The following is a 20,758-nucleotide window of genomic DNA, read 5'->3' on the forward strand; positions in this document are numbered from 1 at the left end:
ATGATGTTTAAACTCGGAGCCCTTATCATGCACCCGGCCAGCAAGTTCGTGCTGCTGGCCCTGGCATTGATCTTCCCCCTGCTCGCCGGTGCGGAAAATGAGTACCAGGTTCAGGTGATGGCGAAAGCCTTCATCATCATCATCGCTGTCTATGGCTTTAACGTAATTACCGGTTTTTGTGGTCAGCTTAACCTGGCCCACGGTGGTTTTTACGCCATTGGTGCCTACACGGTGGCGCTACTTACTGTCGATGCCGGCTGGAACTACTGGCCAGCGCTGGCCGCTGCGCTGGTCGTCACCGGCGTGCTGGGTTTGCTCGTCGGGGCGGTATCGCTGCGACTGAAGGAGCACTACTTTGCCATCTTCACCCTGTGCGTTGGTTTTATCATCTACCTGCTGCTCGAGAAGTGGGACTGGCTGACCCATGGGGTGATAGGCGTCCGGAATATCTCTGAACCCGATGGTTTCGGGATCGTGAATTTCCGCGACACCAACGCGATGTATTACCTGGTGCTTTTCTTCATGACCTTCATCATCTGGTTTACCTCCCGTATCCAGAAATCCCTGGTGGGCCGCACCTTTATCGCGATCCGCAATGGTGACGACCTGGCCCAGTCCCTGGGTATCAACCTGATGAAGACCAAGATTCTGGCCTTTGTGATTTCGACCACTTATGCCGGCCTGGCTGGCGGGCTGTATGCAGGTATGATCCGTGTTGTAGGGCCGGAAGAAGCGAACGTCCTGCAGACCTTCAACATGATCATGTATATGCTCGTGGGCGGCATCGGTACGCTGTTCGGGCCTCTGGTCGGTACGCTGGGTGTTACCTGGATTACCGAGTCACTTCAGTTCCTTGAGGCCTATCGGATGCTCATCTTTGGTCCGTTGCTGGTGATCCTGGTGATCTTCTTCCCGCTGGGTATCTGCGGTTCTTTCCTCACCTGGATGCATCGCAAGGCCCAGGCCCTGGGCCTGGGGCCGAAGAAGACGCAGACGGAAAGCAAGGTAAAAGCCACCGGCCAGGAGGTAAACAACAATGCTTAAGGTAGAACACCTCACCAAGATGTTTGGCGGTCTGGCTGCGGTTAACGATGTATCCGTGGACTTCGGTGCCAACCAGATCAACGCGATCATCGGCCCCAACGGGGCCGGCAAGAGTACCTTCTTTAACCTGATTTCAGGGGTACACCAGCCGACATCCGGCAGAATCCTGCTGGACGGTACCGATGTCACCACGATGCGGTGTGACAATGTCGCCAGATTGGGTGTTGGGCGTACCTTCCAGAGCACCAACCTGTTTGAAACGGCAACGGTTCTGGATAACCTGATCGTAGGTTACCGGCTGCGGACCCGGTCCGGTCTGTGGGATGTGCTGGTCAATTCGAAGCGCCTGCAGGCGGAAGAGAAAGCCGCCCGGGAAAAGGCGCGGGACGCGCTGGACTTCGTCGGCCTGAACCATGCCGAAAACCGCTATATCGCCGACTGTACCCAGGAAGAACGCAAGCGTGTGGCGTTTGCCCTGGCCCTGGCGACAGACCCGAAGATTGTCCTGCTGGATGAGCCGGCGGCGGGGGTTAACCCCGAGGAAACCGAAGGTCTGGCGCAACTGATGCAGAAAATGGTTAAACACGGGCTGACCGTGTGCCTGATCGAGCACAAGATGGATATGATCATGGGCATTGCCGACAAGATCATGGTGCTGGATCACGGTGAAAAGATTGCCGAAGGCACACCGGACGAAGTGAAGAACAATCCGGTGGTTATCGAAGCCTACCTGGGGAGTGATGCTGATGCTGCAGCTTAAGAATGTCGACGTCCACTACGGTAGCTTCAAGGCCCTGAACAACATCAATATGACCGTCGATACCGGCGGCCTGGTGGTGCTGTTGGGCGCCAATGGTGCCGGTAAGTCCACACTGTTCAATGCCATCAGTGGCCTGATCAAACCGTCAGCCGGCAACATCGAGTTCGAGGACAAGATCCTCAACGGTATGAAGGCGAGTGCGGTGGTGAATGCGGGGGTGGTGCAGTGTGCCGAAGGCCGCCAGCTGTTCCCGCAGATGAGTGTCCACGACAACCTGATGCTGGGTGCCTATGTCCACCGCAGGGACAAGGAAGGCAACCGTAAACGCCTCAACGAGGTGCTGGAACTCTTCCCGATCCTGAGTGAAAAGTCCCATGAGCCGGCCGGTTCCCTGTCCGGTGGCCAGCAGCAGATGGTGGCCATCGGCCGAGCCATGATGAGCCGCCCCCGTCTGCTGATGCTGGATGAGCCCTCGCTGGGTCTGGCGCCGCTGGTGGTCAAGCAGATGTTCGAAACCATCCAGCAGATCAACAGCCTCGGCACCACGGTGCTGCTGGCTGAACAGAATGCCTTTGCGGCACTTAAAATTGCCACATATGCATACGTTATGGAAAACGGCCAGCTCGTTATGGACGGCGACCGTGAAACGATGCTGGGTAACGAGGAAGTGCGCAAAGCATACATCGGGGCCTGATAGGCCCCAAAACTCGCTTGTACAACAACCCTGACAAAACGCCTGTGAAACAAAGGCGAAACAAAACCAGGAGAAAACAATGAAAACAGCGAAGAAACTTGGACTGGCAGTTGCTGTAGCAACCACAATGGGTATGTCCTCCGCCGTTATGGCCGAGGAAGTGAACATTGGCTTCTCTGGCCCGCTCTCCGGCGGCGCCGCCCTGTACGGTGAAAACGTACTTTCCGGCCTGCGCATGGCGGCCGAAGAGATCAACGCCAATGGCGGATTCGATATCGACGGTGAAAACCACACCGTCAACATCGTTGCCCTGGATGATCAGTATTCTCCGGCACAGGCGGCGACCAACGCCAAGCGTCTGAAGCAGGAATCAAACGTTCCGGCTATCTTCATCCCGCATTCCGGCGGCATCTTTGCACTGATGGACTTCAACGTCGAGGACGACTTCCTCGTGATGGCCTACACCAGTGTGCCGACTGTCACCGAACAGGGTAACCCGCTGACCCTGCGTATCCCGCCGACCTTCGACGGCTACGTGAACGCGTTCACCGACTATGCCCTGGAGAACTTTGGCACCAAGCTGGCCATGGGTGGCGCGACTCACGAGTACGCCAAGATCTGGGCCACCATGGTTGAGAAAGCCTGGACCGCCAAGGGTGGCGAAGTGGTTGCCCAGAATCCGATGGACTACAACAAGTCCGCGGACTTCTTCACCGGCGTAAGCCGTCTGATTTCCGACAAGCCGGATGTCATGTTTGTGGGTGGCGCTTCCGAGCCGACCGGTCTGGTTATCCAGCAGGCCCGTCAGCTTGGCTACGAGGGTGCCTTCATCATGATGGACCAGGCGAAGATTGACGAGGCCGCCAACGTGGTCGGTGGCCTTGAGCCGCTGAACAACACCGTGGGTGTGCCGCCGCTGTCCGCGGACCAGTCGGAAGCTGCCCAGGACTTCGTCAAGCGTTACGAAGAGAAGTACGGCAAGACTCCGGGCTCCGAGGCGGCTTACAACTACCTGGCACTGCACGCCCTGGTGGAAACCATGGATGAAACGGATTCCACGGACCCGACGACCATTCGTGGCGCCATGGACGAAGTGATCCAGACAATGGACGCCAGCAAGAACCCGTACGACGTCCAGGAAATCGACGAGAAAGGCGGTTTCGTTGTTGTCCCGACCATGTCCGTGGTCAAGGACGGCGAGATCGTGGAAGTGGAATTCTGATCGCTGCGATCAGCAACCACTCATGAAAAAAGGGGGCTTCGGCCCCCTTTTTTAGTGTCTGCTCGCCAGGTAATGACAGCCGGGCGATGCCTGTTCCCGACGGATCCTTACGGTTTGACGTACATGGCCAGATTCTCGGCGACAACCGCCGGCTTCTCCTCGCCCTTGATCTCGATCACCGTCTTGTAGGTGGCCAGCACCCGCTTTTCATCCACCTCCTCAACGCTCACCAGTTCCACGGTGGAGCGGATATCAGAGCCTGATTTCACGGCGGATGGCAGGCGGACCTTATTCATACCGTAGTTGATGGTGGCGGCGGGGCCTGTCACTGTCATGGCCTGCTGGTTAAGCTGGGGAATCAGCGACAGGGTCAGGAAACCGTGGGCAACCGGGGCTCCCCAGGGCGCCTCCTTTTTGGCCCGTTCAACGTCCACGTGAATCCACTGGTGGTCACCGGTAGCGTCGGCGAAGGCCTGGATCATGTCCTGGCTGATGTGTTTCCAGGGGCTCTGGCCCACCACCTGACCTTTGAAATTCGGCAGTTCTTCGAGTGCAATACTTGTCATTGTTATCTCCTGGTTTCGTTTCGCGGAAACATGTTTCGTAAGCTATTCTCATGGACCTGAGCGTTTGGTGCAACAACAAAAAGCCCCCGAGTACAGAGAGGTTTGATATGTCAGGAAACCAACAATTCACGCTGGTACAGCGCCCCGTCGGCATGCCCGATGACACCCATTTGCGTCTGGAAGAAACCGCCATGCCCGAAGCGGGTGAAGGCGAGGTCCTGCTGAAGACCCGTTACCTGTCCCTTGATCCCTACATGCGCGGCCGCATGAACGATACCGCCTCCTACGCGACGCCGGTCGCTCTGGGTGAGGTGATGACCGGAGAGGCGGTCAGCGAGGTCCTGGAAAGTCACCACCCGGACCTGTCTCCCGGAGACCTGGTGATTGGCCGTACCGGCTGGCAGACCCACTCGATGGCGACCCCGGATAGCCTCTACCGCATTGATCCCGATATCGCCCCGCCAAGTGCCTGGCTGGGTGTGATCGGTATGCCCGGCTTCACCGCCTATGTGGGGCTGCGGGAGTTTGGCCGTCCACAACCGGGGGAAACGGTGGTGGTGTCCGCCGCCTCCGGCGCCGTGGGTCAGGTGGTCGGGCAGATCGCGAAGATGAAGGGCTGCCGGGTGGTTGGCGTTGCCGGCGCGGAGGATAAGTGTGACTACGTGAAGTCCGAGTACGGCTTCGATGCCTGTGTGAACTACAAGGACGAGGATTTCGAGGAACAGCTCCAGGAGGCCTGCCCCGACGGGATCGATGTCTATTTCGAGAATGTGGGTGGTAAGGTATTCGAGGCCGTGATGACCCTGGTCAACGACTTTGCCCGTATCCCGGTCTGTGGACGGATCGCCCACTACAACCAGACCAGGCTGCCAGAGGGTCCGGACCGGCTTATCCCCTTCATGGGACAGATCCTGATCAAGCGTCTGATGTTCCGGGGGTTTATCCAGTCCGACCATAACGAACTGCTGCCGGAGTTCCGACGGGAGATGGGGCAGTGGCTGAAAGAGGGCAAGGTAAAGTATCGGGAAGACGTGGTGGAGGGGTTTGAGAACACCCTGAACGCCTTCCAGGGACTGCTCCAGGGGAACAACCGTGGCAAGCTGGTAGTCAGGGTGTCCTGATACTGCCAGGGCGGTTGCAGCGGCGGGACTTTCTGCCGTGCAGACTCCTGGCTACAGCACCGCCAGGGCGGCGTCGTAGTCTGGTTCCTCCTTGATCTCGTCCACAAGCTGGCTGTGCAGGATCTTGTTATTCTCGTCGAGCACCACTACGGCCCGGGCGCACAGGCCCGCCAGAGGACCGGTCTGCAGTGCCACCCCGTAGTCCTGCTGGAAGCTGTAGTTGCGGAAGGTGGACAGGGTTTGCACGCCCTCGATGCCTTCCGCGCCACAGAACCGACCGGCGGCAAAGGGGAGATCCGCGGAGACCACCAGCACCTCGGTATTGTCGAGGCCGCCGGCCTTTTCATTGAACTTGCGGGTGGAGGCGGCACAGACGCCGGTATCGATACTGGGGATGATGTTGAGGATTTTGCGCTTGCCGGCGAAATGGTCGAGGCCCACATCGTTCAGGTCGCCGGTGGTCAGGGTGAAATCCGGTGCGGTGTCGCCCGGCTGGGGAAAGGTGCCGCTGACTTCCAGCGGATTGCCGCCCAGGGTGACTTTGCTCATTGGTTTCTCCTTGCTGGTTGGTTTTGAAGCCCGGTCTGCGTTCCGGTAAAGCTCTCAGTAAACGGTATTTTTTCCGGCTCGTCGACCAGAAATTTCAGTAACGCTCAGGAGTTTACGCGACTTTCTGCCGTACAGATTCCTGGGGCGGCTCGAAACCCGGTGCCGGATAACGCTGGACCAGGAGCAGGTAGGCGGCCAGTGCCGCCACCGCACAGGCGGCGATGATGCTGGCCATCACCAGTGAAGTGCCGGTGTAGAGCTGGCCCACCAGGGCGCCGATACCGGCGGCCAGGGCCATCTGTCCGAAACCGAACAGGGCGGAGGCGGAACCGGCCATGGTGGGGAAATTGGCCAGGGCGCCAGCCATGGTCTGGGGCAGCGTCATGCCGACTCCCATCATCACCACGGCCTGTGGAATCATCACCGCCCATACGTTGTAGACCTCCGTCATGGCGAGGCCGGCCATGGTCACGCCTCCTGCGACGCTGGTCATCAGGCCCCTGACCAGGATCTGGTCGGGCACCAGCCGCCGGCCCAGACGGACCGCCCCCAGGTTGCCGGAAATATACCCCGCCACGACACAGGCGAAATACAGGCCATAGTGTTCCGGCGCCACGCCGAGGAAGTCGATGAGCACGAAGGACGATCCGGACAGGAAGGCAAACAGCCCTGAAAAGGCAAAGGCATTGGTCAGGGTGTAACCGATAAAGCTGGGATCCGTGCCGATGTGCCGGTAGTTCCGGGCCAGGTTCCGAATTTTCAGGGACTGGCGATTGGCGGGGGCCATGGGTTCCGGGATACCGAATGCTACCACGACCATCATGACCAGCGCATAACCGCCCAGGGCAATGAAGATGGAGGGCCAGCCGAAGCCGGCCAGCAGGAACCCGCCCAGGGTTGGCGCCACCGCCGGCGCCAGGGCCATGATGCTGGCGAGGATCGCCATGATGCGCGAGGCCTCCCGTGGGGTATAGATATCACGGATGGCGGCACGCCCCAGTACCGGGCCCGCGGAGCCGCCAATGGCCTGCAGGAAGCGGCACAGCAGCAGGGTTTCCACATTGGTGGCCAGGGCACAGCCGACACTGGCGATAAAGAACAGCAGGAAGCCGCCAATCATGATCGGCTTGCGTCCGAACCGGTCCGCCAGGGGACCGCAGAAAAGCTGGGCCAGGGCGAACCCGGCCATGTACAGGCTGAGGGTCAGTTGCACCTGGTCGGGACCGGCCGACAGGGCATCCCCCATGGACGGCAGGGCCGGCAAGTACATGTCGGTGGCCAGGGGCCCGAGGGCCACGGCGGCGGCCAACAGGATGGTGGTCCAGATACTGGTCAGTGCAAGCATGGTCGGATCAGTTTTCAAACGGGACACCAGTCTACGTTCCCGGAGGGCAAAGATAACGGCCCGGACATCGATACGACCTATTAAGAATATCGATCAGTTGTCCAGGAGGCGGGCGGTGGCAGCCAGTTCATTGCGAAGCCAGCGGTGCCCGGCGTCGGCATGGTAGCGCTGGTGCCAGACCATCAGCAGGTTCACTTCCCGGTAGTCGAAGGGCAGGGGAGCGGTGGCAAAGCCCCGCAGGAGTTGGTGACGCATGCGGGACGGGGCCGTTGCCAGCAGACTGGTGCCCCGCAGGAATTCCGGCAGACCGGAGAAGTTGGACACCGTCACCACGATGTGGCGGCTCAGCCCCCGGGCCTGCAGGGAGTTCTCCAGGCCGGTATGTTCACCGGTCCGGAACAGCACATCCACATGCCTTGCCTTCAGGTATTCCGCCAGGTCCCCGGGGGGCTGGCGTTGTGAGGCATCATAGAAAATCACCATCCGGTCCCGGAGCAGGCCCTTCTGGATGATGTCCCCGGCGTCCGGTGCATGGGGTGTGATGATCAGGTCACACACATCGTCCCGCAGCATGTCGGCGGTGGGTATACCCGAGGGCATCACCTGTAGCCTGATGCCCGGTGCCCGTTCCCACAGCCTGGCCATCAGCGGCGGCAGCAGCAGGTCGCGCTGGTAGTCGTTGGCGGCTATGGTGAAGGTGAATTCCGCCGTGGCGGGGTCGAAGGGTGGCCCCTCGGGCAGTGCCCGCAGTTCGTCCAGGATCTGCCGGATGTGGGGGCCGGTCTTGATGGCGTACCGGGTGGGGGCGATGCCACGACCGGACTTCACGAACAGGGGATCTCCCAGCGCCTGGCGCAGCCTTTCCAGGGTATGGCTGACCGCGGACTGGCTCATGCCCAGGCGTTCGGCAGCCCGGGACACGCTGTTCTCCCGCAGTACCGCCAGGAACACGTCCAGGGAGCGGGTGTCCAGGTTTGATTGATCGATGGCTTTCATGGATCAAGTGTAGCATTGGTCGGCTTACAGGTGTTCGCCGACCCTACCCAGGCTTGGTATGATGCACCGCTTACCACAATGACCGATGGAATACGTTTGATGTTGGGATTCCTGCCGAAGCCGTTAATCGGCGTTATTGCGACCACGCTGTTGATCCTGAACACCCTGTTCTGGGCCCTGTTCCTTTATATTCCCGCACTTCTCAAGCTGCTGGTTCCCCACAAGGGATTCCGCGTTGGCTGCACCCGGCTGATCATCTGGGTAGCGGAAAACTGGGTGGCCGGCAACAAGGCCTGGATGCGCCTGACCCAGCGCACCCGCTGGACCGTGACCGGCGCCGGGGAGCTGGAGCGGGAAAGCTGGTACCTGGTGTTGAGCAATCACCAGAGCTGGGTGGACATCCTGGCCATGCAGTGGATGTTCAATCGCCGCGCGCCGTTCCTCAAGTTTTTCCTGAAAAAGGAACTGATCTGGGTGCCGGTGATTGGCATTGCCTGGTGGGGACTGGACTTCCCGTTCATGAAGCGGCATTCCCCCCAGTACCTGCTCAAGCACCCGGAGAAACGGGGCCAGGACCTGGCGACCACCCGCCGGGCCTGTGAGAAGTTCCGCTTCACCCCGGTCAGTGTGATGAACTTTGTCGAGGGCACGCGGGCCACGCCGGAAAAACTCAGGCAGCAGAAGTCATCAGTCTACCGGCACCTGCTGACCCCCAAGGCCGGCGGCGTGGGTTTCGTGCTGGATGCCATGGGCGATGCCATGGAAACCCTGGTGGATGTGACCATCGCCTATCCCGGTGGGGCGCCCAGCTTCTGGGATTTCCTCTGTGGCCGGGTCAGTGAGGTCCGTATGGAGGTTCATACCCGTCCGATTCCGGACGACCTCAAGGGGCGGGATTACGCCAACGATGCGGAGTACCGCCGGCGGATCAAGGACTGGCTGGCGGACCTGTGGCGCGAGAAGGACGAGCGCCTGGAGCGAATGCTGACGGAGGCCGGCGGCGACTGAGTCAGCCCCGCCGGCTATATCAGTCACTCTGCCGGCGTTTCCGCCGAGTCAGCCACCAGCTCGAAGTGGATCTGCCGCCGCTCGTCGTCGACACCACCGAATGTCACCGTGACCGCCTGGTCAAGCTGGAAGATGCGGGCCCCCTTGGTGGCTTCCAGTCGCAGGGTCACCGGATCAAAGCTGTACTTGCCTGAGAGGGTCTTGCAGCTGACGAAGCCTTCCAGGCCATTGTCGTCCAGCCGGACAAAGAAACCGGCGGGCAGGGTCCGGGTGATCACCCCGGTAAAGGTCGCCCCCTCCTCAAGCTGGCGTGCATAGTCGCTCTTGAGCCAGTTCTCCAGGCTGTTGGACGCCTGGCGGGCCTGGATCTGTGCCGACTGCAACTGTTCCAGCCCCTCCCGGGCCATGGTCTGGTGCTGTTCCTGCCACAGGGCCGCTTTGATCAGCCGATGCACGTAGAAATCCACATAACGCCGCAACGGTGAGGTAAAGGTGGTATAGGCCGGCAGCCCCATGCCCTGGTGCGGTGCCGGCTCGAAGGCCATCTCGGCCCGGGCAAGCTGGCGGGCGATGATGGTCTTGACCGGCACCTCCGCGTCCAGGTCGGCGGTACGTACCATCAGGTCCCGGAAGCCTTCCGGCGAGGACGGGTCGATGGACGCCAGTTCCGGAGCGTAGCGCTCCAGCAGGGTGCGGATGTTGTCAGTACGGTCATCGCGAACGCCCGGGTGGGTGATGAACAGCCCGTGGTCCAGCTCCGACAGGAACTGCGCGGCGCAGCGGTTGGCGGCCACCATGCATTCCTCCACCAACCGGTGGGCCTCGTTCTGCACCGCCGGTTCGATGGTGCGGATGCGGCGGTTTTCATCCAGCCGCAGGCGGAATTCCGGGCGATCGGTGTTCAGCAGGGCGTGGTCGGAGCGCCATTTGCGCAGTGCCGTGGCGGCCTGGTGAAGCTGGTCCAGGTTGTTGGTGATCTCCGGGGCCAGGGCGTCGGTTTCCTCGTTGTGCTGGTCGTCCAGCAACTGGTTCACCAGCTCATAGCTGAGCTTGCCCCGGGAGCGGATAACCGCCTGGTGGAAGCTGAACTCTCCCAGGCTACCGTCATTGTTCACCTGCAGGTCGCACACCAGGGCCAGCCGGTCCACCTCCGGCATCAATGAACACAGTCGGGTGCTGATGGCATCCGGCAGCATGGGCCGGGGTTCACCGGGAAAGTAGATGGCCGTGGCCCGCTGACGGGCTTCCACGTCCGCTGGCGAATCCTGGGGCACCAGCGCGGTGGGGTCGGCAATGGCGACGGACAGGCGCCAGCCAGTGGCATTGGGTTCCACCAGCAGGGCGTCGTCCATGTCCTGGGTGCCCGGGCTGTCGATGGTGACGTAGGGCTGCCCGGTACGGTCTTCACGTCCCTCGACGAGTGGTGTGATGGATGCCTCGGACAAGGCATCCGCCTGGCTCCGCACCGCCTCGGGGAACTCGTCGTCCATATCGAAGCTGGCCAGGGTAAAGTTGCGCTCGATGCCGGGGTCGCCGGTCTTGCCGATCACCCGCAGGATCTGGGCCTGCCCCTTGCCGTCCTTGATGGGGTGGCGGAGGATGCGGCAGTAGATGAAGTCATCCGGTTTCGCGTCCTGGCGCTCCTTGGGCGGAATGAAGATCCAGCGCCCGATGCCGGGGGTTTCCGGCGCCACGAAGTGGCCCTTGCCCCTGACCAGGTAGCGGCCGACAAAGGTGGTCAGGCTGGTGGTTTCCAGCGTCTCTACCAGGCCCTGGGTGCGGCCCTTCTCGCCGGGTACTTCGGACACGGTCACCCGGTCACCGGGCAGTACTTTCTGCATCTCCTCGGGAGGCAGGAACACGTCGCGGCCCTCGTCCAGTGCCACAAACCCGAAACGACCGTTGGTGGCCTTGACGGTGCCGGAGTAGACCACCTTGTTATCCTTGATATCGGTTTTGAGCTGGCGCAACTGGTTGAGCGCGTCGGCATTGAGCATGAACGAAACCTGGCTGATGGAAAGTGACTGTTGGCCGGAGTATACCGGTTATGACCGTCCGCGTCAGATGGTCTGTGGGTGAGATTAAGGTCCGGCAATCGACGTTATACGGTGGCACAATGTCGGTAGTTTAATCCGGTTCTCCGAGGTGGACAGTGACGCTAATCCGTATCTTGTCGAAAATCCTGGGTTTTGTGCTTATGGCCATGCTGGTGACCGCTACCACCAGCCCCGACTTGATTCACGATCACAGGACACCCAGGAGTAACCCACCATGATCGAATCCTTTGCTGGCTTCTTCCAGGACGGCGGCCCCTTCATGGTCGTTATCGCCATTGTCCTGCTGATCGGGCTCATTGTCGCCGTGGAGCGCTGGCTGTACCTGACCACCCAGAAGCACATCAACCGCCGGGACTTCCGCAAGCTCCACGACATGTTGTACCGCAAGGACCTCAAGGGCGCCCTGAACTACGCCCGGGACTCCGGCAGCGCCATGGCCACCATGATTGGTGCCGGCCTGCTGCGCCTGGCCCGCAAGCAGCCACGGGAGGATATCGAGTACGCCATGGAGGAGGGGTTGCTGGAAGTGATGCCGAGACTGGAGAAGCGCACCCAGTACCTGGCCACCCTGGCCAACGTGGCGACCCTGCTGGGGCTGCTCGGTACTATCTTTGGCCTGATCGATGCCTTTACCGCCCTGGGGGCCGACGAAGCTGCCGGCAACCGCCAGGCCATGCTCTCCAGCAGTATCTCCCTGGCCATGAGCACCACCGCCTTCGGCCTGATCGCCGCCATTCCACTGCTGCTGATCCACGCCCTGTTGCAGACCCGCACCAACGAGATTGTCGACAGCTTCGAGATGGCCGGCATCAAGGTGCTCAACCTGATCAGTGATGCCAACCCTCCCGCCCCGGCAGCGGCGTCCCGGGCTGCTCCCCAGTCTCCACCGCCCAAAGGGGCGGGCGCCTCCTCGAACTAAGGTACCCACGCGGATGCTACTGGTCAGGAGAACGCCATGAGGCGCAGACATCGCCGGCTGACAAGTGAAGCGGACCTGGACGTCACCCCGTTCCTCAACCTGATGATCGTGCTGGTGCCGGTGCTGCTGATGAGTGTGGTCTTTGCCCGCACCACCATCATTGAGCTGAATTTTCCACGCAGTTCCGGCGCCGCCGCCGAGGAGCAGCCGATAAGGCCCGTGGTGATCATCACCGGGCAGCAGCTTGCGGTCACCGACAGCGAAGGCCATGTACTCCGCGAGATTCCACCATTGCAGGTGAGCGACAGTGAAGAAGGCGACACGGCAACGCCGGACTACGACCAGTTGTTGCTGGTGATGAAACAGCTCAAGAAGCAATGGCCGGAGCAGGAGGACATCACCGTCAAATCCAGCCCGGACACCCACTACCAGACCCTGATCCGGGTGATGGACACGGTGCGCTCGTTCCACACCGTGGAGGTGACCAGCCTGGTGGAGGTGAAGCTGTTCCCCAATATCTCCGTGGGTGACGCCCCGCAGAGTCGTGTTGGGGAGGTGTCGCCGTGAAGGAATCCCCACGGGCCCGCCGGTTGCGGCGCCACCATCGCCGCACCAAAAACCAGGGCAAGCTGAACCTGGTGTCGCTGATGGATATCTTCACCATCCTGGTGTTCTTCCTGATGGTGAATTCCTCGGCGGACAACCAGTTGATCAGCGACAACCCGGAAATCGTACTGCCGGAGTCCACGTCCCAGCAGTCGCCGGAGGACGCCCCGACCCTGATCGTCACCGCTGACAATATCCTGCTCAATGGTCAGTTGATCATGACCCGGGCGGATCTGGAAGCCGGTGAAGCGGCGGTCGCCCCGCCCCTGACCCAGGCCCTGTCGGCTCTGGAGGCGCCCGAGCGGGTTGAGGAAACCGATGCAGCCGGCGACGTAGCGGCCATGGCAGGTCGACCGGTCAATATCCTGGCGGACCAGGAGTTGCCCTACGCGGTACTGCGCAAGCTGATGGCCTCCTGCACCGAGGCGGGTTATTCGGCCATTTCCCTGGCGGTCACCCAGAAGAATCCGGAGGGCGCGTAACATGGCTGAGCGCCGCTATGGGTTGCCCTGGGAAGAGAGTGACAGCGATCGCCGTCGCCTGCGGATCATCAATAGCCCCACTCATTGGTGGTACTCGGCAAATACCCGGGTCTGGCCCGCCTCGTTGAACAGCAGCACCTGGTAGGGGTCTTTGCGGTCATCCATTTCCATACCGGGGGAACCAACGGGCATGCCCGGCACGGTCAGACCATGGGCCTGCGGGGCCGAGTCCACCAGACGTTTGATGTCCGCTGCAGGCACATGGCCCTCAATCACGTAATCGCCGATAAAGGCGGTATGGCAACTGGATAGCTGGGGGGGCAGTCCCGCGTCCATCTTGACCTGGTTCAGGTTGGCGGTGTCGGTAACATCCACCTGAAAGCCATTCTCTTCCAGGTGATCCACCCAGTCACCGCAGCAGCCGCAGGACGGCGACTTGTAGACCTCTATGGAGAGGGCGTTTTCCTCGGCGAGGGCGCTGTAGCTGGTGGCCAGTGCTGCGATAAGGCCAGCGGCCAGAATCCGTTGTTTCATGGTGTATTCCTCAGTGATGATCGTGTTGTGTATCGGGAGCGTCGGTGCCGGACAGCCAGAACCACCAGACAATGGCGCCCATCAGTACCAGTCCTGCCAGGTTGACCAGTAACGTTGTCATGGGTTCCTCTCCTGTGAAGCGGTTGTGTGACGGGGCCTGAAAAGCCGTAGACGGTTGGCGTTGCTGACCACCGTGACCGACGACAGGGACATGGCCGCACCCGCCAGGATCGGGCTCATTAACACACCCCAGACCGGGTAGAGCACCCCGGCGGCGATGGGAATGCCCAGGGTGTTGTAGACAAAGGCCCCGAACAGGTTCTGGTGGATGTTGCGTACCGTAGCCCGGGACACCTCAATGGCATCCGCCACCCCGTGCAGGGAACCACGCATCAGGGTGACAGACGCGCTTTCGATGGCCACGTCGGTGCCGGTGCCGATGGCGAATCCCACGTCGGCGGCGGCCAGGGCCGGGGCATCGTTGATACCGTCGCCCACCATGGCCACGGTGTAGCCCTTGCCACGCATCTCTTCCACGATACTGGCCTTGTCTTCAGGCAACACCTCGGCGCGGACATCGTCGATATCGGCCTTGCGTGCAATGGCGTCTGCGGTGGCCTGCACGTCGCCTGTCACCATCATCACCCGGATGCCGGAATCGTGAAGGCGGCGGATCGCGGCGCCGGAGTCTTCCTTGATGGCGTCGGCCACGCCAATCACCCCCAGGGCCTCGGTTCCCCTGGTCAGGAACAGGGGCGTACCGGCGTCGTCGGTGATCGACCGGGCGGCGTCTACCAGGGAGGAAAGGTCGATACCCTCTTCTTCCAGCCAGCGGCGGTTGCCCAGGCGCAGGGTCTGGCCATCCAGGTTTGCCTGTACCCCCTTGCCGTTGAGGGCCTCGAAGCCGGTCACGGTGGCCTGTGTCACTGCCTGTTCTTCCGCATGATTCACGATGGCCTCTGCCAGCGGGTGTTCGGAGTGCCGTTCCAGGGCGGCGGCCAGTGATAGAAGCCTTTCGCTGTCGTTATCTGCCGAATGGACATGGGTGACCCTGGGGCGTCCTTCGGTGATGGTGCCGGTCTTGTCGAGGATCACCAGGTCCAGCTTACCGGCGGTCTGCAGGGCTTCGCCCTGGCGGATCAGCACGCCGTATTCGGCGGCCTTGCCCACGCCGACAATAACCGACATGGGGGTGGCCAGACCCAGGGCACAGGGGCAGGCGATGATCAGTACCGTGGTGGCCGCCACCATCATGTGGACCACCCGGGGGTCCGGCCCCAGGTTGAACCAGACCAGGGCCGTGACCACGGCAACCAGCATCACACTGGGCACAAACACGGCGGAGATTTTGTCGGCCAGCCGGCCAATGGCGGGTTTAGAGCCCTGGGCCTTCTTCACCAGCCTGATGATCTGGGCCAGGGCGGTTTCGCTGCCCACGCGGGTGGCTTCATAGACAATGGCACCCTGGGTATTGAGAGTGCCGGCGGAGACCTCATCGCCCGCGGTTTTGGTGACCGGCATGGGCTCACCGGTGAGCATGCTCTCGTCAATGCGGGTGTCGCCGTCGACCACCACACCGTCCACGGGTAGCTTCTCGCCGGGGCGTACGCGGATATGATCGCCCTTGCGAACCTGTTCCACCGGCAGATCCTGCTCCTGGCCATCGCGGATCACCCGGGCGGTTTTTGCACGCAGGTCGAGCAGTCGGCGGACCGCTTCGGAGGTCTTGCCCTTGGCCCGGAGTTCCAGGGCCTGCCCCAGGTTGATCAGGCCGATGATCATGGCGGAGGCTTCAAAGTACACATGGCGGGCCATCTCGGGAAACACACCCGGGAAGATGGACACCACCATCGAATAGACCCAGGCGGTGCCGGTGCCCAGGGCAATCAGGGTATCCATATTGGCATTGTGATGGCGGAAAGCCTTGGCGGCCCCGATAAAGAAATGACGCCCGGTCGCCACCATGACCGCAAGGGTCAGGATGCCCAGGTTGATCCAGGTGAGCTGGTTGGTGTCGCCGACCATCATGGAGCCGAAGCCCATGCCGTAGACCATCAGGCCGATCCCCAGCCCCAGGCTGACGGCCATCTTGATCAGCATGTCCCGGTAGTCCCTGCGGTCCTGTGCCTGCTTCTCGCGATCCGCGGCCTCTGCGTCCTCAATCACTGAGGCACCATAGCCGGCACTTTTCACGGCCTGCACCAGGGTCTCGGCGCTGGCGTTACCGTATGCGGTGGCGGTGTTGTCGGCCAGGTTCATGTACGCACCGGTAATTCCCGATACGGAGGTCAGGGCCTTCTCAATGGTGGCGACGCAGGAGGAGCAGGTGGCACCGGTAACGGCGAGTTGTATCTGGTCTTCCCCGCTGGTGGGCTCTGTCGTTTGCGCTGGCGCGTCTGGCTGCTCTTCGGAAGCACCGCCTCCCCGACAGCACGAGGCCGGTTCTTCTGTCAGGGCCTGGGCCGGATAGCCGGCGTCGGTAACCCTTGCGGCGGCGTCGTCCAGGTTCACATTGTAGGGGAGCGCCACGGTCTGTCGTTCCAGGTCGACCTCAATATCGTCTGTGCTATCCACCAGGGGAGCCAGCGCGGCCCTGATCTTGTCGATGCAACCCTGGCAACTGGCCCCGGATATGGAGAGTGCGGGCGTTACGGTTTCGACATCAGCCATGGTGGCAGTCTCCGTTATGGTGGGGTTGGTCATCGTCCCAGTGTTCGATCAGCCGGCAGATGGTATGGCCGTCCGGGGTGCCGTCGGGCATGGCCTGCCAGGCGGTGAGGGCGCTCCTCATGCGTTCGCGCAGTTGCTGGAGTTCGGCGATTTCCCGTTCCACGCTGGCCAGCCGGTCTTCGAATACGTCACGGACCATGGGGCAGGGGGAGTGGTGCTCGTCCGCCTGTTCCAGAATGGCGCGGATTTCCGGCAGCGAGAATCCCAGTTGCCGGGCCTTGCGGGCAAACCGGAGCCGGCGCAGGTCTTCGGCGTCGTACTGCTGGTAGTTGTTGTCCGGGTTACGGGTGGGGTTGAGCAGGCCTTCCCGGGTGTAGAACCGGACGGTGTCCGGGTTTACCTCGGCCGCTTTTGCCAGTTCGCTGACTTTCATGGGTTATCTCAACTTGGTTGATCGATAGCCATAGACTAGAACCTGTGAGTTGCTCCTAGGTCAAGGGTTGGGTGTTGATGGGATGAATGGGGCTGGGCTTTGGGGCGGGCCCGGGGGTTGGTAGGGGGCTGGGGGTGTTTCGTAGCAGCGCCAGGGAAGGCGCGGAGCAAGGTTGGTCCAGGGATGGACCGTGAATTGCGGCGGTGAAAGTCCCCCGGTACCCCAGAGCCCAGGCACCGAATCATCAGGCCAGGTATGAGTCACTGGAAGACTACCGGCGAGCCCGAAGAAATACCCCACAATGCCGACACTGATCGGGAGCCATCAGTTTGGCCTGCCAGCCGATAGGGCGCTCACAGGCAGGGCACTTCAGGCGGAGTTGGAGGACGATGATGGGAATGATCAGCAGGGCCAGCAAAACACCAAGAGGCCCCCAGCTATCGCCGCTGGACAGGCCCAACTGGCTGCTGAAGACCAGCAGACAGATCATGGCCAGGAACGCGAAAATAAAGTAGGACTTGTTGACAGTCTCCCAGCGGCGCAGGCGCTGGTCTTGTTCCGGGGTCAGGTAGCTGGCCATGGATATCCCGTCGGGTTGGCTCGAAGTTGGTTGCACTGACGCTATTTTACCACGTGCTTTGCGGGGTTCTTAATGATCCTGCTGCTGGGATACGGCCAACAGGCCCCCGGCGATCACGTCCGGCAGGTCGCCAGCCGGTACCGGGCGGCTCATGAGGTAACCCTGGGCCATATCGCAGCGATGCTGCTTCAGGAAGTCCAACTGCTCCTCCGTCTCCACGCCCTCGGCCACTACCCGGATGCCCAGGTTGTGGGCCAGGTTGATCACGGCACGGGTGATGATCGCATCGTCGTGCCGCCGGGTGACATCGGTGATGAACGAGCGGTCGATCTTGAGCAGGTCCACGGTAAAGTCCCGCAGGTAACCCAGGGAGGAATAGCCTACCCCGAAATCGTCAATCGCCAGGTGAACACCGAGCTGGCTGATCCGCCTCATCTGCTCGTGGTTGTGTTTCACGTTCTCGATGAACGATTCCTCGGTCAGTTCGATTTCCAACTGTTGGGGCCTGACCTGGTATTCATCAAAGCACTGGGCCAGGTACTCCGGCAGGTCGGCTTCACCCAGTTCGCGACCGGAGATATTGACTGCAACACGAAGGTTCTCCAGGGCCGTGCCCTGCCATTGGCGGATCTGTTGGCAGGCCGCGCGGATCACCCAGCGCCCGATTTCCGTGATGCGACCGCTTTCCTCGGCCAGCGGTATGAATTCCACGGGGGGGACGAGACCCCGTTCCGGGTGATTCCAGCGAATCAGTGCTTCCACGCTGGACGACTGGGAGGTGGCCAGGTCCAGTTGTGGCTGGAAATAGAGCTCGAACTGGTTCCGGGCCAGGGCCTCGCTCAGGTCGTTGTCCAGCTCAAGGCGGCGCACTTCCCGCTCCTGCATGCCCTCGGTGTAGAACTGGTAGGTATTGCGCCCCTGTTCCTTGGCGCGGTAGAGGGCAATATCGGCGTTGCGTAGCAGGATGTCGGCATCCACGCCGCTCTGGGGATAGACGGCAACCCCCATGGTGGCGGTGACGTGGTGCTTCTCATTGTGGATCTCGAACGGCTCGGCGAAACACCCCTTGATCTGGCCGAGCAGGTGGATCACGTCGTCGATGTCATCCACATGCTGCTGGCAGACCATGAATTCGTCGCCTCCGGAGTATCCCACCATGATTCGTTCATCGCTGAGCTGGTCGAGCCGCCTGGAGACCATCGCCAGCAGCTCGTCGCCGAAATGGTGCCCCAGGGAGTCGTTCAGCATCTGGAAACGGTCCAGGTCCATCATGATCAGCCCCACCTGTCGCATATGCCGGTCGGCCTGCAACAGGGTGTGCTCCAGGTCCTCCATAAAGAACCGGCGGTTGGCCAGGCCCGTGAGGGTATCGGTGGATGCCAGACGTTCCAGATCGTGCTGGATGGCAATACGCTGGTCAATCTCTTCCTCCAGGTCCCGTCGGGTTCGCAGCAGGTCCTGGTTGCGCTTCAGTACCAGCTGGACCAGCAGGGTGGTGAGCGAAACCAGCAGCCCCAGTGCCAGCATGCTCAGGAAGGTAGCCCAGGGCCAGTTGCTACGATAGCGTTCCACCCACCCCTGGGTGGGGCTGATCCGCACGGCCCATTGCACCGATGGCAGGTTGGTTGCGGTGGTATGGGAGAAACGATTCTGGGTGGCGGTTTGGGCGGGAAGGCTGAAGGTCACTTCGCCTTCCTCCAGCAACTCCAGACTGAAGTTGCCACGGATATGGGGAATGATCAGAGTATCGGCAAGTCGTTCCATGCGAAAAACACCGGCGATAAAGCCGTTGTTGTCCGCCCCGGCGCCCACCGGGGCATAGACCACCAGCCCCGTGCCACCCTGGGTCAGGCTGATGACGCCGGAAATATCCAGGCTGCCCTGCTGCCGTGCCCGGGTCAGTTCCTCAAGCCGTTCTTCGGAAAAGGCAACGTTGAAGCCCTGCGCTTCGGTGTTTCCCTCCAATGGCTCTATCCATCGGATCACGAAATTGCGGTCGATCCATTCGATGGCCTGGAAGGTCTGGAAGTCCTCGAGGTAGTTGCGGGCATCCTGGCTCCAGGACTTCCTGGACATATCGGGTTGTTGTTCCAGGCGGCTGGCCATCCGGCGCAGGGCAATGACGTGATTGAGGAAGTCATGTTCCAGCCGGCGGGCCAGGGACTCTGTTTCGGACGCCAGGGTCTGGCGGATCTGGGCGTCTTCCTCGGAATCCAGCCCCAGCTTGAGGGCGGTTGCGATTCCCAGGAAGGTCAACAGGATGATGACCGGAAACATCGGTCTCATTAAATGACGAACGAGGACGACTGATAGCGGGCGTTTCAGACGCACACGGGTCTCCGGAAGCAGGGCGTTAAGGTCACGTCGTTGTTGTTCTTCTTATAGCGGCTGCCAGAACCCTGACGGGGCACTGGCGTCCAAAATGACACGCCGCCTGAATAATATGTCACATTTTTAATAAAAATGTGCGGCACCCTGTCACTGTTTCGCCAGGTGCGTCAGGTTGTGCCCCCAGACTATACGGTCAGGCAGCGACCGGGGGAATACCCAGGCGCGGTATTTCCTGTTTCGGGCACCGGTCCATAACCACCTTGAGGCCGGCGGCTTCCGCCCGCCCGGCGCCGGTATGGTTGATCACGCCGATCTGCATCCAGACAACCGGGATGCGGCAGCTGATGGCCGCATCGATCACCTGGTCGGTCCGCTCCGGGGCCAGAAACAGGTCGGCCATGTCCACTGGCTCTGGAATGGCGGCCAGATCGGGATAGACGGTCTCGCCCAGAAGGGTCCGGCCTGCCAGCCTGGGATTGACCGGAATCACCCGATACCCCCGGCCCTGCAGGTAGGCCATCACTTCATGGCTGGGCCGGTGGAGTTTCTCGCTGGCACCCACCAGGGCAATGGTGCGAACATCGGTCAGGATCTGGCGGATCATTTCCGGGTGCTCTACGGGCATGCATCAGTCTCCGGATAGTGGTGTTGCTGGGAGTCTGCGCGATTTCTACCGCGCAGACTCCCAGGGCCCATACTAACGGGTGCAACTCGCCTCTGCCTACCGGAAAATGACGGCCAGGTTGACCGAAGTCCTGTTTTATCAAGGCAAAATGGGCGGGACACTGGGCCGGAGGGTGGAATTGCCCGTATGATTCATTAGTCTGCCGTGTGGTTAATT

At 61.3% G+C, this 20,758-nt stretch carries 20 protein-coding genes; 9 read left to right on the forward strand and 11 right to left on the reverse strand.

All coding sequences use genetic code 11. The annotated features are described in order from the left end of the window. The 4 genes from ACJO3T_RS18535 (at position 1) to ACJO3T_RS18550 (ending at position 3,720) form a co-directional block, all read left to right on the forward strand. Positions 1-1,044, forward strand: a complete 1,044-nt coding sequence (locus tag ACJO3T_RS18535) for a branched-chain amino acid ABC transporter permease (protein WP_406965237.1) — start codon at positions 1-3, stop codon at positions 1,042-1,044. After that, entirely contained in the window at positions 1,037-1,804 is a 768-nt protein-coding gene (locus tag ACJO3T_RS18540; RefSeq protein WP_406965239.1) for an ABC transporter ATP-binding protein, read from the forward strand. Before ACJO3T_RS18535 ends, ACJO3T_RS18540 begins: the two co-directional genes overlap by 8 nt. After that, positions 1,791-2,498 carry an ABC transporter ATP-binding protein gene (locus ACJO3T_RS18545; protein ID WP_406965241.1) on the forward strand — a complete coding sequence of 236 codons (708 nt, stop codon included), beginning with the start codon at positions 1,791-1,793 and terminating at the stop codon, positions 2,496-2,498. The genes ACJO3T_RS18540 and ACJO3T_RS18545 overlap by 14 nt, the downstream gene beginning before the upstream one ends. Positions 2,499-2,577: 79 nt before the next feature. Then, the gene (locus ACJO3T_RS18550; RefSeq protein WP_406965242.1) at positions 2,578-3,720 is read left to right on the forward strand and encodes an ABC transporter substrate-binding protein; all 1,143 of its coding nucleotides are present in this window, start codon (positions 2,578-2,580) and stop codon (positions 3,718-3,720) included. A 107-nt stretch (positions 3,721-3,827) separates the two neighbouring features. Here the strand turns inward: ACJO3T_RS18550 and ACJO3T_RS18555 are convergent, their stop codons facing one another. Then, complete coding sequence (locus ACJO3T_RS18555) at positions 3,828-4,286, reverse strand: MaoC family dehydratase (RefSeq protein WP_406965244.1); 459 nt, start codon at positions 4,284-4,286, stop codon at positions 3,828-3,830. A 107-nt stretch (positions 4,287-4,393) separates the two neighbouring features. On the opposite strand from ACJO3T_RS18555, the gene curA reads away from it, so the two are divergent. Further along, entirely contained in the window at positions 4,394-5,407 is a 1,014-nt protein-coding gene (curA, locus tag ACJO3T_RS18560; RefSeq protein ID WP_406979450.1) for an NADPH-dependent curcumin/dihydrocurcumin reductase, read from the forward strand. A gap of 51 nt (positions 5,408-5,458) precedes the next feature. Here curA and tpx read toward each other — a convergent pair whose 3' ends face one another. From tpx to ACJO3T_RS18575, 3 genes are all read right to left on the reverse strand, one after another. Next, positions 5,459-5,956 carry a thiol peroxidase gene (gene tpx, locus ACJO3T_RS18565; RefSeq protein ID WP_406965247.1) on the reverse strand — a complete coding sequence of 166 codons (498 nt, stop codon included), beginning with the start codon at positions 5,954-5,956 and terminating at the stop codon, positions 5,459-5,461. A 112-nt stretch (positions 5,957-6,068) separates the two neighbouring features. Then, positions 6,069-7,301, reverse strand: a complete 1,233-nt coding sequence (locus ACJO3T_RS18570; protein ID WP_406979451.1) for a multidrug effflux MFS transporter — start codon at positions 7,299-7,301, stop codon at positions 6,069-6,071. 93 nt (positions 7,302-7,394) lie between these two features. Continuing rightward, entirely contained in the window at positions 7,395-8,297 is a 903-nt protein-coding gene (locus ACJO3T_RS18575; protein WP_406965248.1) for a LysR family transcriptional regulator, read from the reverse strand. Between the two features lie 99 nt (positions 8,298-8,396). Between ACJO3T_RS18575 and yihG the strand changes: the two genes are divergently transcribed. Then, positions 8,397-9,305, forward strand: coding sequence for a 1-acylglycerol-3-phosphate O-acyltransferase, YihG family (yihG, locus tag ACJO3T_RS18580; RefSeq protein WP_406979452.1), 909 nt, complete (start codon positions 8,397-8,399; stop codon positions 9,303-9,305). Positions 9,306-9,328: 23 nt separating this feature from the next. Here yihG and ACJO3T_RS18585 read toward each other — a convergent pair whose 3' ends face one another. Continuing rightward, positions 9,329-11,302 carry a ribonuclease R family protein gene (locus tag ACJO3T_RS18585; protein WP_406979454.1) on the reverse strand — a complete coding sequence of 658 codons (1,974 nt, stop codon included), beginning with the start codon at positions 11,300-11,302 and terminating at the stop codon, positions 9,329-9,331. Between the two features lie 274 nt (positions 11,303-11,576). On the opposite strand from ACJO3T_RS18585, the gene ACJO3T_RS18590 reads away from it, so the two are divergent. The 3 genes from ACJO3T_RS18590 to ACJO3T_RS18600 are packed head-to-tail and all read left to right on the forward strand — an operon-like array spanning position 11,577 to position 13,369. Further along, the gene (locus ACJO3T_RS18590; protein WP_406965272.1) at positions 11,577-12,281 is read left to right on the forward strand and encodes a MotA/TolQ/ExbB proton channel family protein; all 705 of its coding nucleotides are present in this window, start codon (positions 11,577-11,579) and stop codon (positions 12,279-12,281) included. 36 nt (positions 12,282-12,317) lie between these two features. Further along, positions 12,318-12,848, forward strand: a complete 531-nt coding sequence (locus tag ACJO3T_RS18595; protein WP_406965273.1) for an ExbD/TolR family protein — start codon at positions 12,318-12,320, stop codon at positions 12,846-12,848. Next, positions 12,845-13,369 (forward strand): ExbD/TolR family protein, encoded by a 525-nt coding sequence (locus ACJO3T_RS18600; protein WP_406965275.1) that lies wholly within the window; start codon positions 12,845-12,847, stop codon positions 13,367-13,369. Before ACJO3T_RS18595 ends, ACJO3T_RS18600 begins: the two co-directional genes overlap by 4 nt. 81 nt (positions 13,370-13,450) lie before the next feature. On the opposite strand, the gene ACJO3T_RS18605 is transcribed toward ACJO3T_RS18600, so the two are convergent. The 6 genes from ACJO3T_RS18605 to ACJO3T_RS18630 form a co-directional block, all read right to left on the reverse strand. Next, entirely contained in the window at positions 13,451-13,903 is a 453-nt protein-coding gene (locus ACJO3T_RS18605) for a DUF411 domain-containing protein (RefSeq protein ID WP_406979455.1), read from the reverse strand. Between the two features lie 117 nt (positions 13,904-14,020). Next, on the reverse strand, positions 14,021-16,573 hold the full coding sequence (locus tag ACJO3T_RS18610) for a heavy metal translocating P-type ATPase (protein WP_406979456.1): 2,553 nt from the start codon (positions 16,571-16,573) through the stop codon (positions 14,021-14,023). After that, a complete protein-coding gene (locus ACJO3T_RS18615) occupies positions 16,566-17,006 on the reverse strand; it encodes a MerR family transcriptional regulator (RefSeq protein ID WP_406979457.1) in 441 nt (146 codons plus the stop codon). Before ACJO3T_RS18615 ends, ACJO3T_RS18610 begins: the two co-directional genes overlap by 8 nt. A gap of 271 nt (positions 17,007-17,277) precedes the next feature. Beyond that, positions 17,278-17,586 (reverse strand): hypothetical protein, encoded by a 309-nt coding sequence (locus ACJO3T_RS18620; protein ID WP_406979458.1) that lies wholly within the window; start codon positions 17,584-17,586, stop codon positions 17,278-17,280. A gap of 69 nt (positions 17,587-17,655) precedes the next feature. After that, positions 17,656-19,863, reverse strand: a complete 2,208-nt coding sequence (locus ACJO3T_RS18625; RefSeq protein ID WP_406979459.1) for a putative bifunctional diguanylate cyclase/phosphodiesterase — start codon at positions 19,861-19,863, stop codon at positions 17,656-17,658. Positions 19,864-20,110: 247 nt separating this feature from the next. Beyond that, positions 20,111-20,542 carry a CoA-binding protein gene (locus ACJO3T_RS18630; RefSeq protein ID WP_406965286.1) on the reverse strand — a complete coding sequence of 144 codons (432 nt, stop codon included), beginning with the start codon at positions 20,540-20,542 and terminating at the stop codon, positions 20,111-20,113. Positions 20,543-20,758: the final 216 nt, after the last annotated feature.

This window comes from Marinobacter shunpengi (assembly GCF_045449715.1).
GTDB lineage: Bacteria > Pseudomonadota > Gammaproteobacteria > Pseudomonadales > Oleiphilaceae > Marinobacter.

What these genes read in the sequence shown, in the direction of transcription:
- ACJO3T_RS18535 (WP_406965237.1), top strand. Translation starts at nt 1, where the DNA reads ATGATGTTTAAACTCGGAGCCCTTATCATGCACCCGGCCAGCAAGTTC.
- ACJO3T_RS18540 (WP_406965239.1), top strand. Translation starts at nt 1,037, where the DNA reads ATGCTTAAGGTAGAACACCTCACCAAGATGTTTGGCGGTCTGGCTGCG.
- ACJO3T_RS18545 (WP_406965241.1), top strand. Translation starts at nt 1,791, where the DNA reads ATGCTGCAGCTTAAGAATGTCGACGTCCACTACGGTAGCTTCAAGGCC.
- ACJO3T_RS18550 (WP_406965242.1), top strand. Translation starts at nt 2,578, where the DNA reads ATGAAAACAGCGAAGAAACTTGGACTGGCAGTTGCTGTAGCAACCACA.
- ACJO3T_RS18555 (WP_406965244.1), bottom strand. Translation starts at nt 4,286, where the DNA reads ATGACAAGTATTGCACTCGAAGAACTGCCGAATTTCAAAGGTCAGGTG.
- curA (WP_406979450.1), top strand. Translation starts at nt 4,394, where the DNA reads ATGTCAGGAAACCAACAATTCACGCTGGTACAGCGCCCCGTCGGCATG.
- tpx (WP_406965247.1), bottom strand. Translation starts at nt 5,956, where the DNA reads ATGAGCAAAGTCACCCTGGGCGGCAATCCGCTGGAAGTCAGCGGCACC.
- ACJO3T_RS18570 (WP_406979451.1), bottom strand. Translation starts at nt 7,301, where the DNA reads ATGCTTGCACTGACCAGTATCTGGACCACCATCCTGTTGGCCGCCGCC.
- ACJO3T_RS18575 (WP_406965248.1), bottom strand. Translation starts at nt 8,297, where the DNA reads ATGAAAGCCATCGATCAATCAAACCTGGACACCCGCTCCCTGGACGTG.
- yihG (WP_406979452.1), top strand. Translation starts at nt 8,397, where the DNA reads ATGTTGGGATTCCTGCCGAAGCCGTTAATCGGCGTTATTGCGACCACG.
- ACJO3T_RS18585 (WP_406979454.1), bottom strand. Translation starts at nt 11,302, where the DNA reads ATGCTCAATGCCGACGCGCTCAACCAGTTGCGCCAGCTCAAAACCGAT.
- ACJO3T_RS18590 (WP_406965272.1), top strand. Translation starts at nt 11,577, where the DNA reads ATGATCGAATCCTTTGCTGGCTTCTTCCAGGACGGCGGCCCCTTCATG.
- ACJO3T_RS18595 (WP_406965273.1), top strand. Translation starts at nt 12,318, where the DNA reads ATGAGGCGCAGACATCGCCGGCTGACAAGTGAAGCGGACCTGGACGTC.
- ACJO3T_RS18605 (WP_406979455.1), bottom strand. Translation starts at nt 13,903, where the DNA reads ATGAAACAACGGATTCTGGCCGCTGGCCTTATCGCAGCACTGGCCACC.
- ACJO3T_RS18610 (WP_406979456.1), bottom strand. Translation starts at nt 16,573, where the DNA reads ATGGCTGATGTCGAAACCGTAACGCCCGCACTCTCCATATCCGGGGCC.
- ACJO3T_RS18615 (WP_406979457.1), bottom strand. Translation starts at nt 17,006, where the DNA reads ATGAAAGTCAGCGAACTGGCAAAAGCGGCCGAGGTAAACCCGGACACC.
- ACJO3T_RS18620 (WP_406979458.1), bottom strand. Translation starts at nt 17,586, where the DNA reads ATGGCCAGCTACCTGACCCCGGAACAAGACCAGCGCCTGCGCCGCTGG.
- ACJO3T_RS18625 (WP_406979459.1), bottom strand. Translation starts at nt 19,863, where the DNA reads ATGTTTCCGGTCATCATCCTGTTGACCTTCCTGGGAATCGCAACCGCC.
- ACJO3T_RS18630 (WP_406965286.1), bottom strand. Translation starts at nt 20,542, where the DNA reads ATGCCCGTAGAGCACCCGGAAATGATCCGCCAGATCCTGACCGATGTT.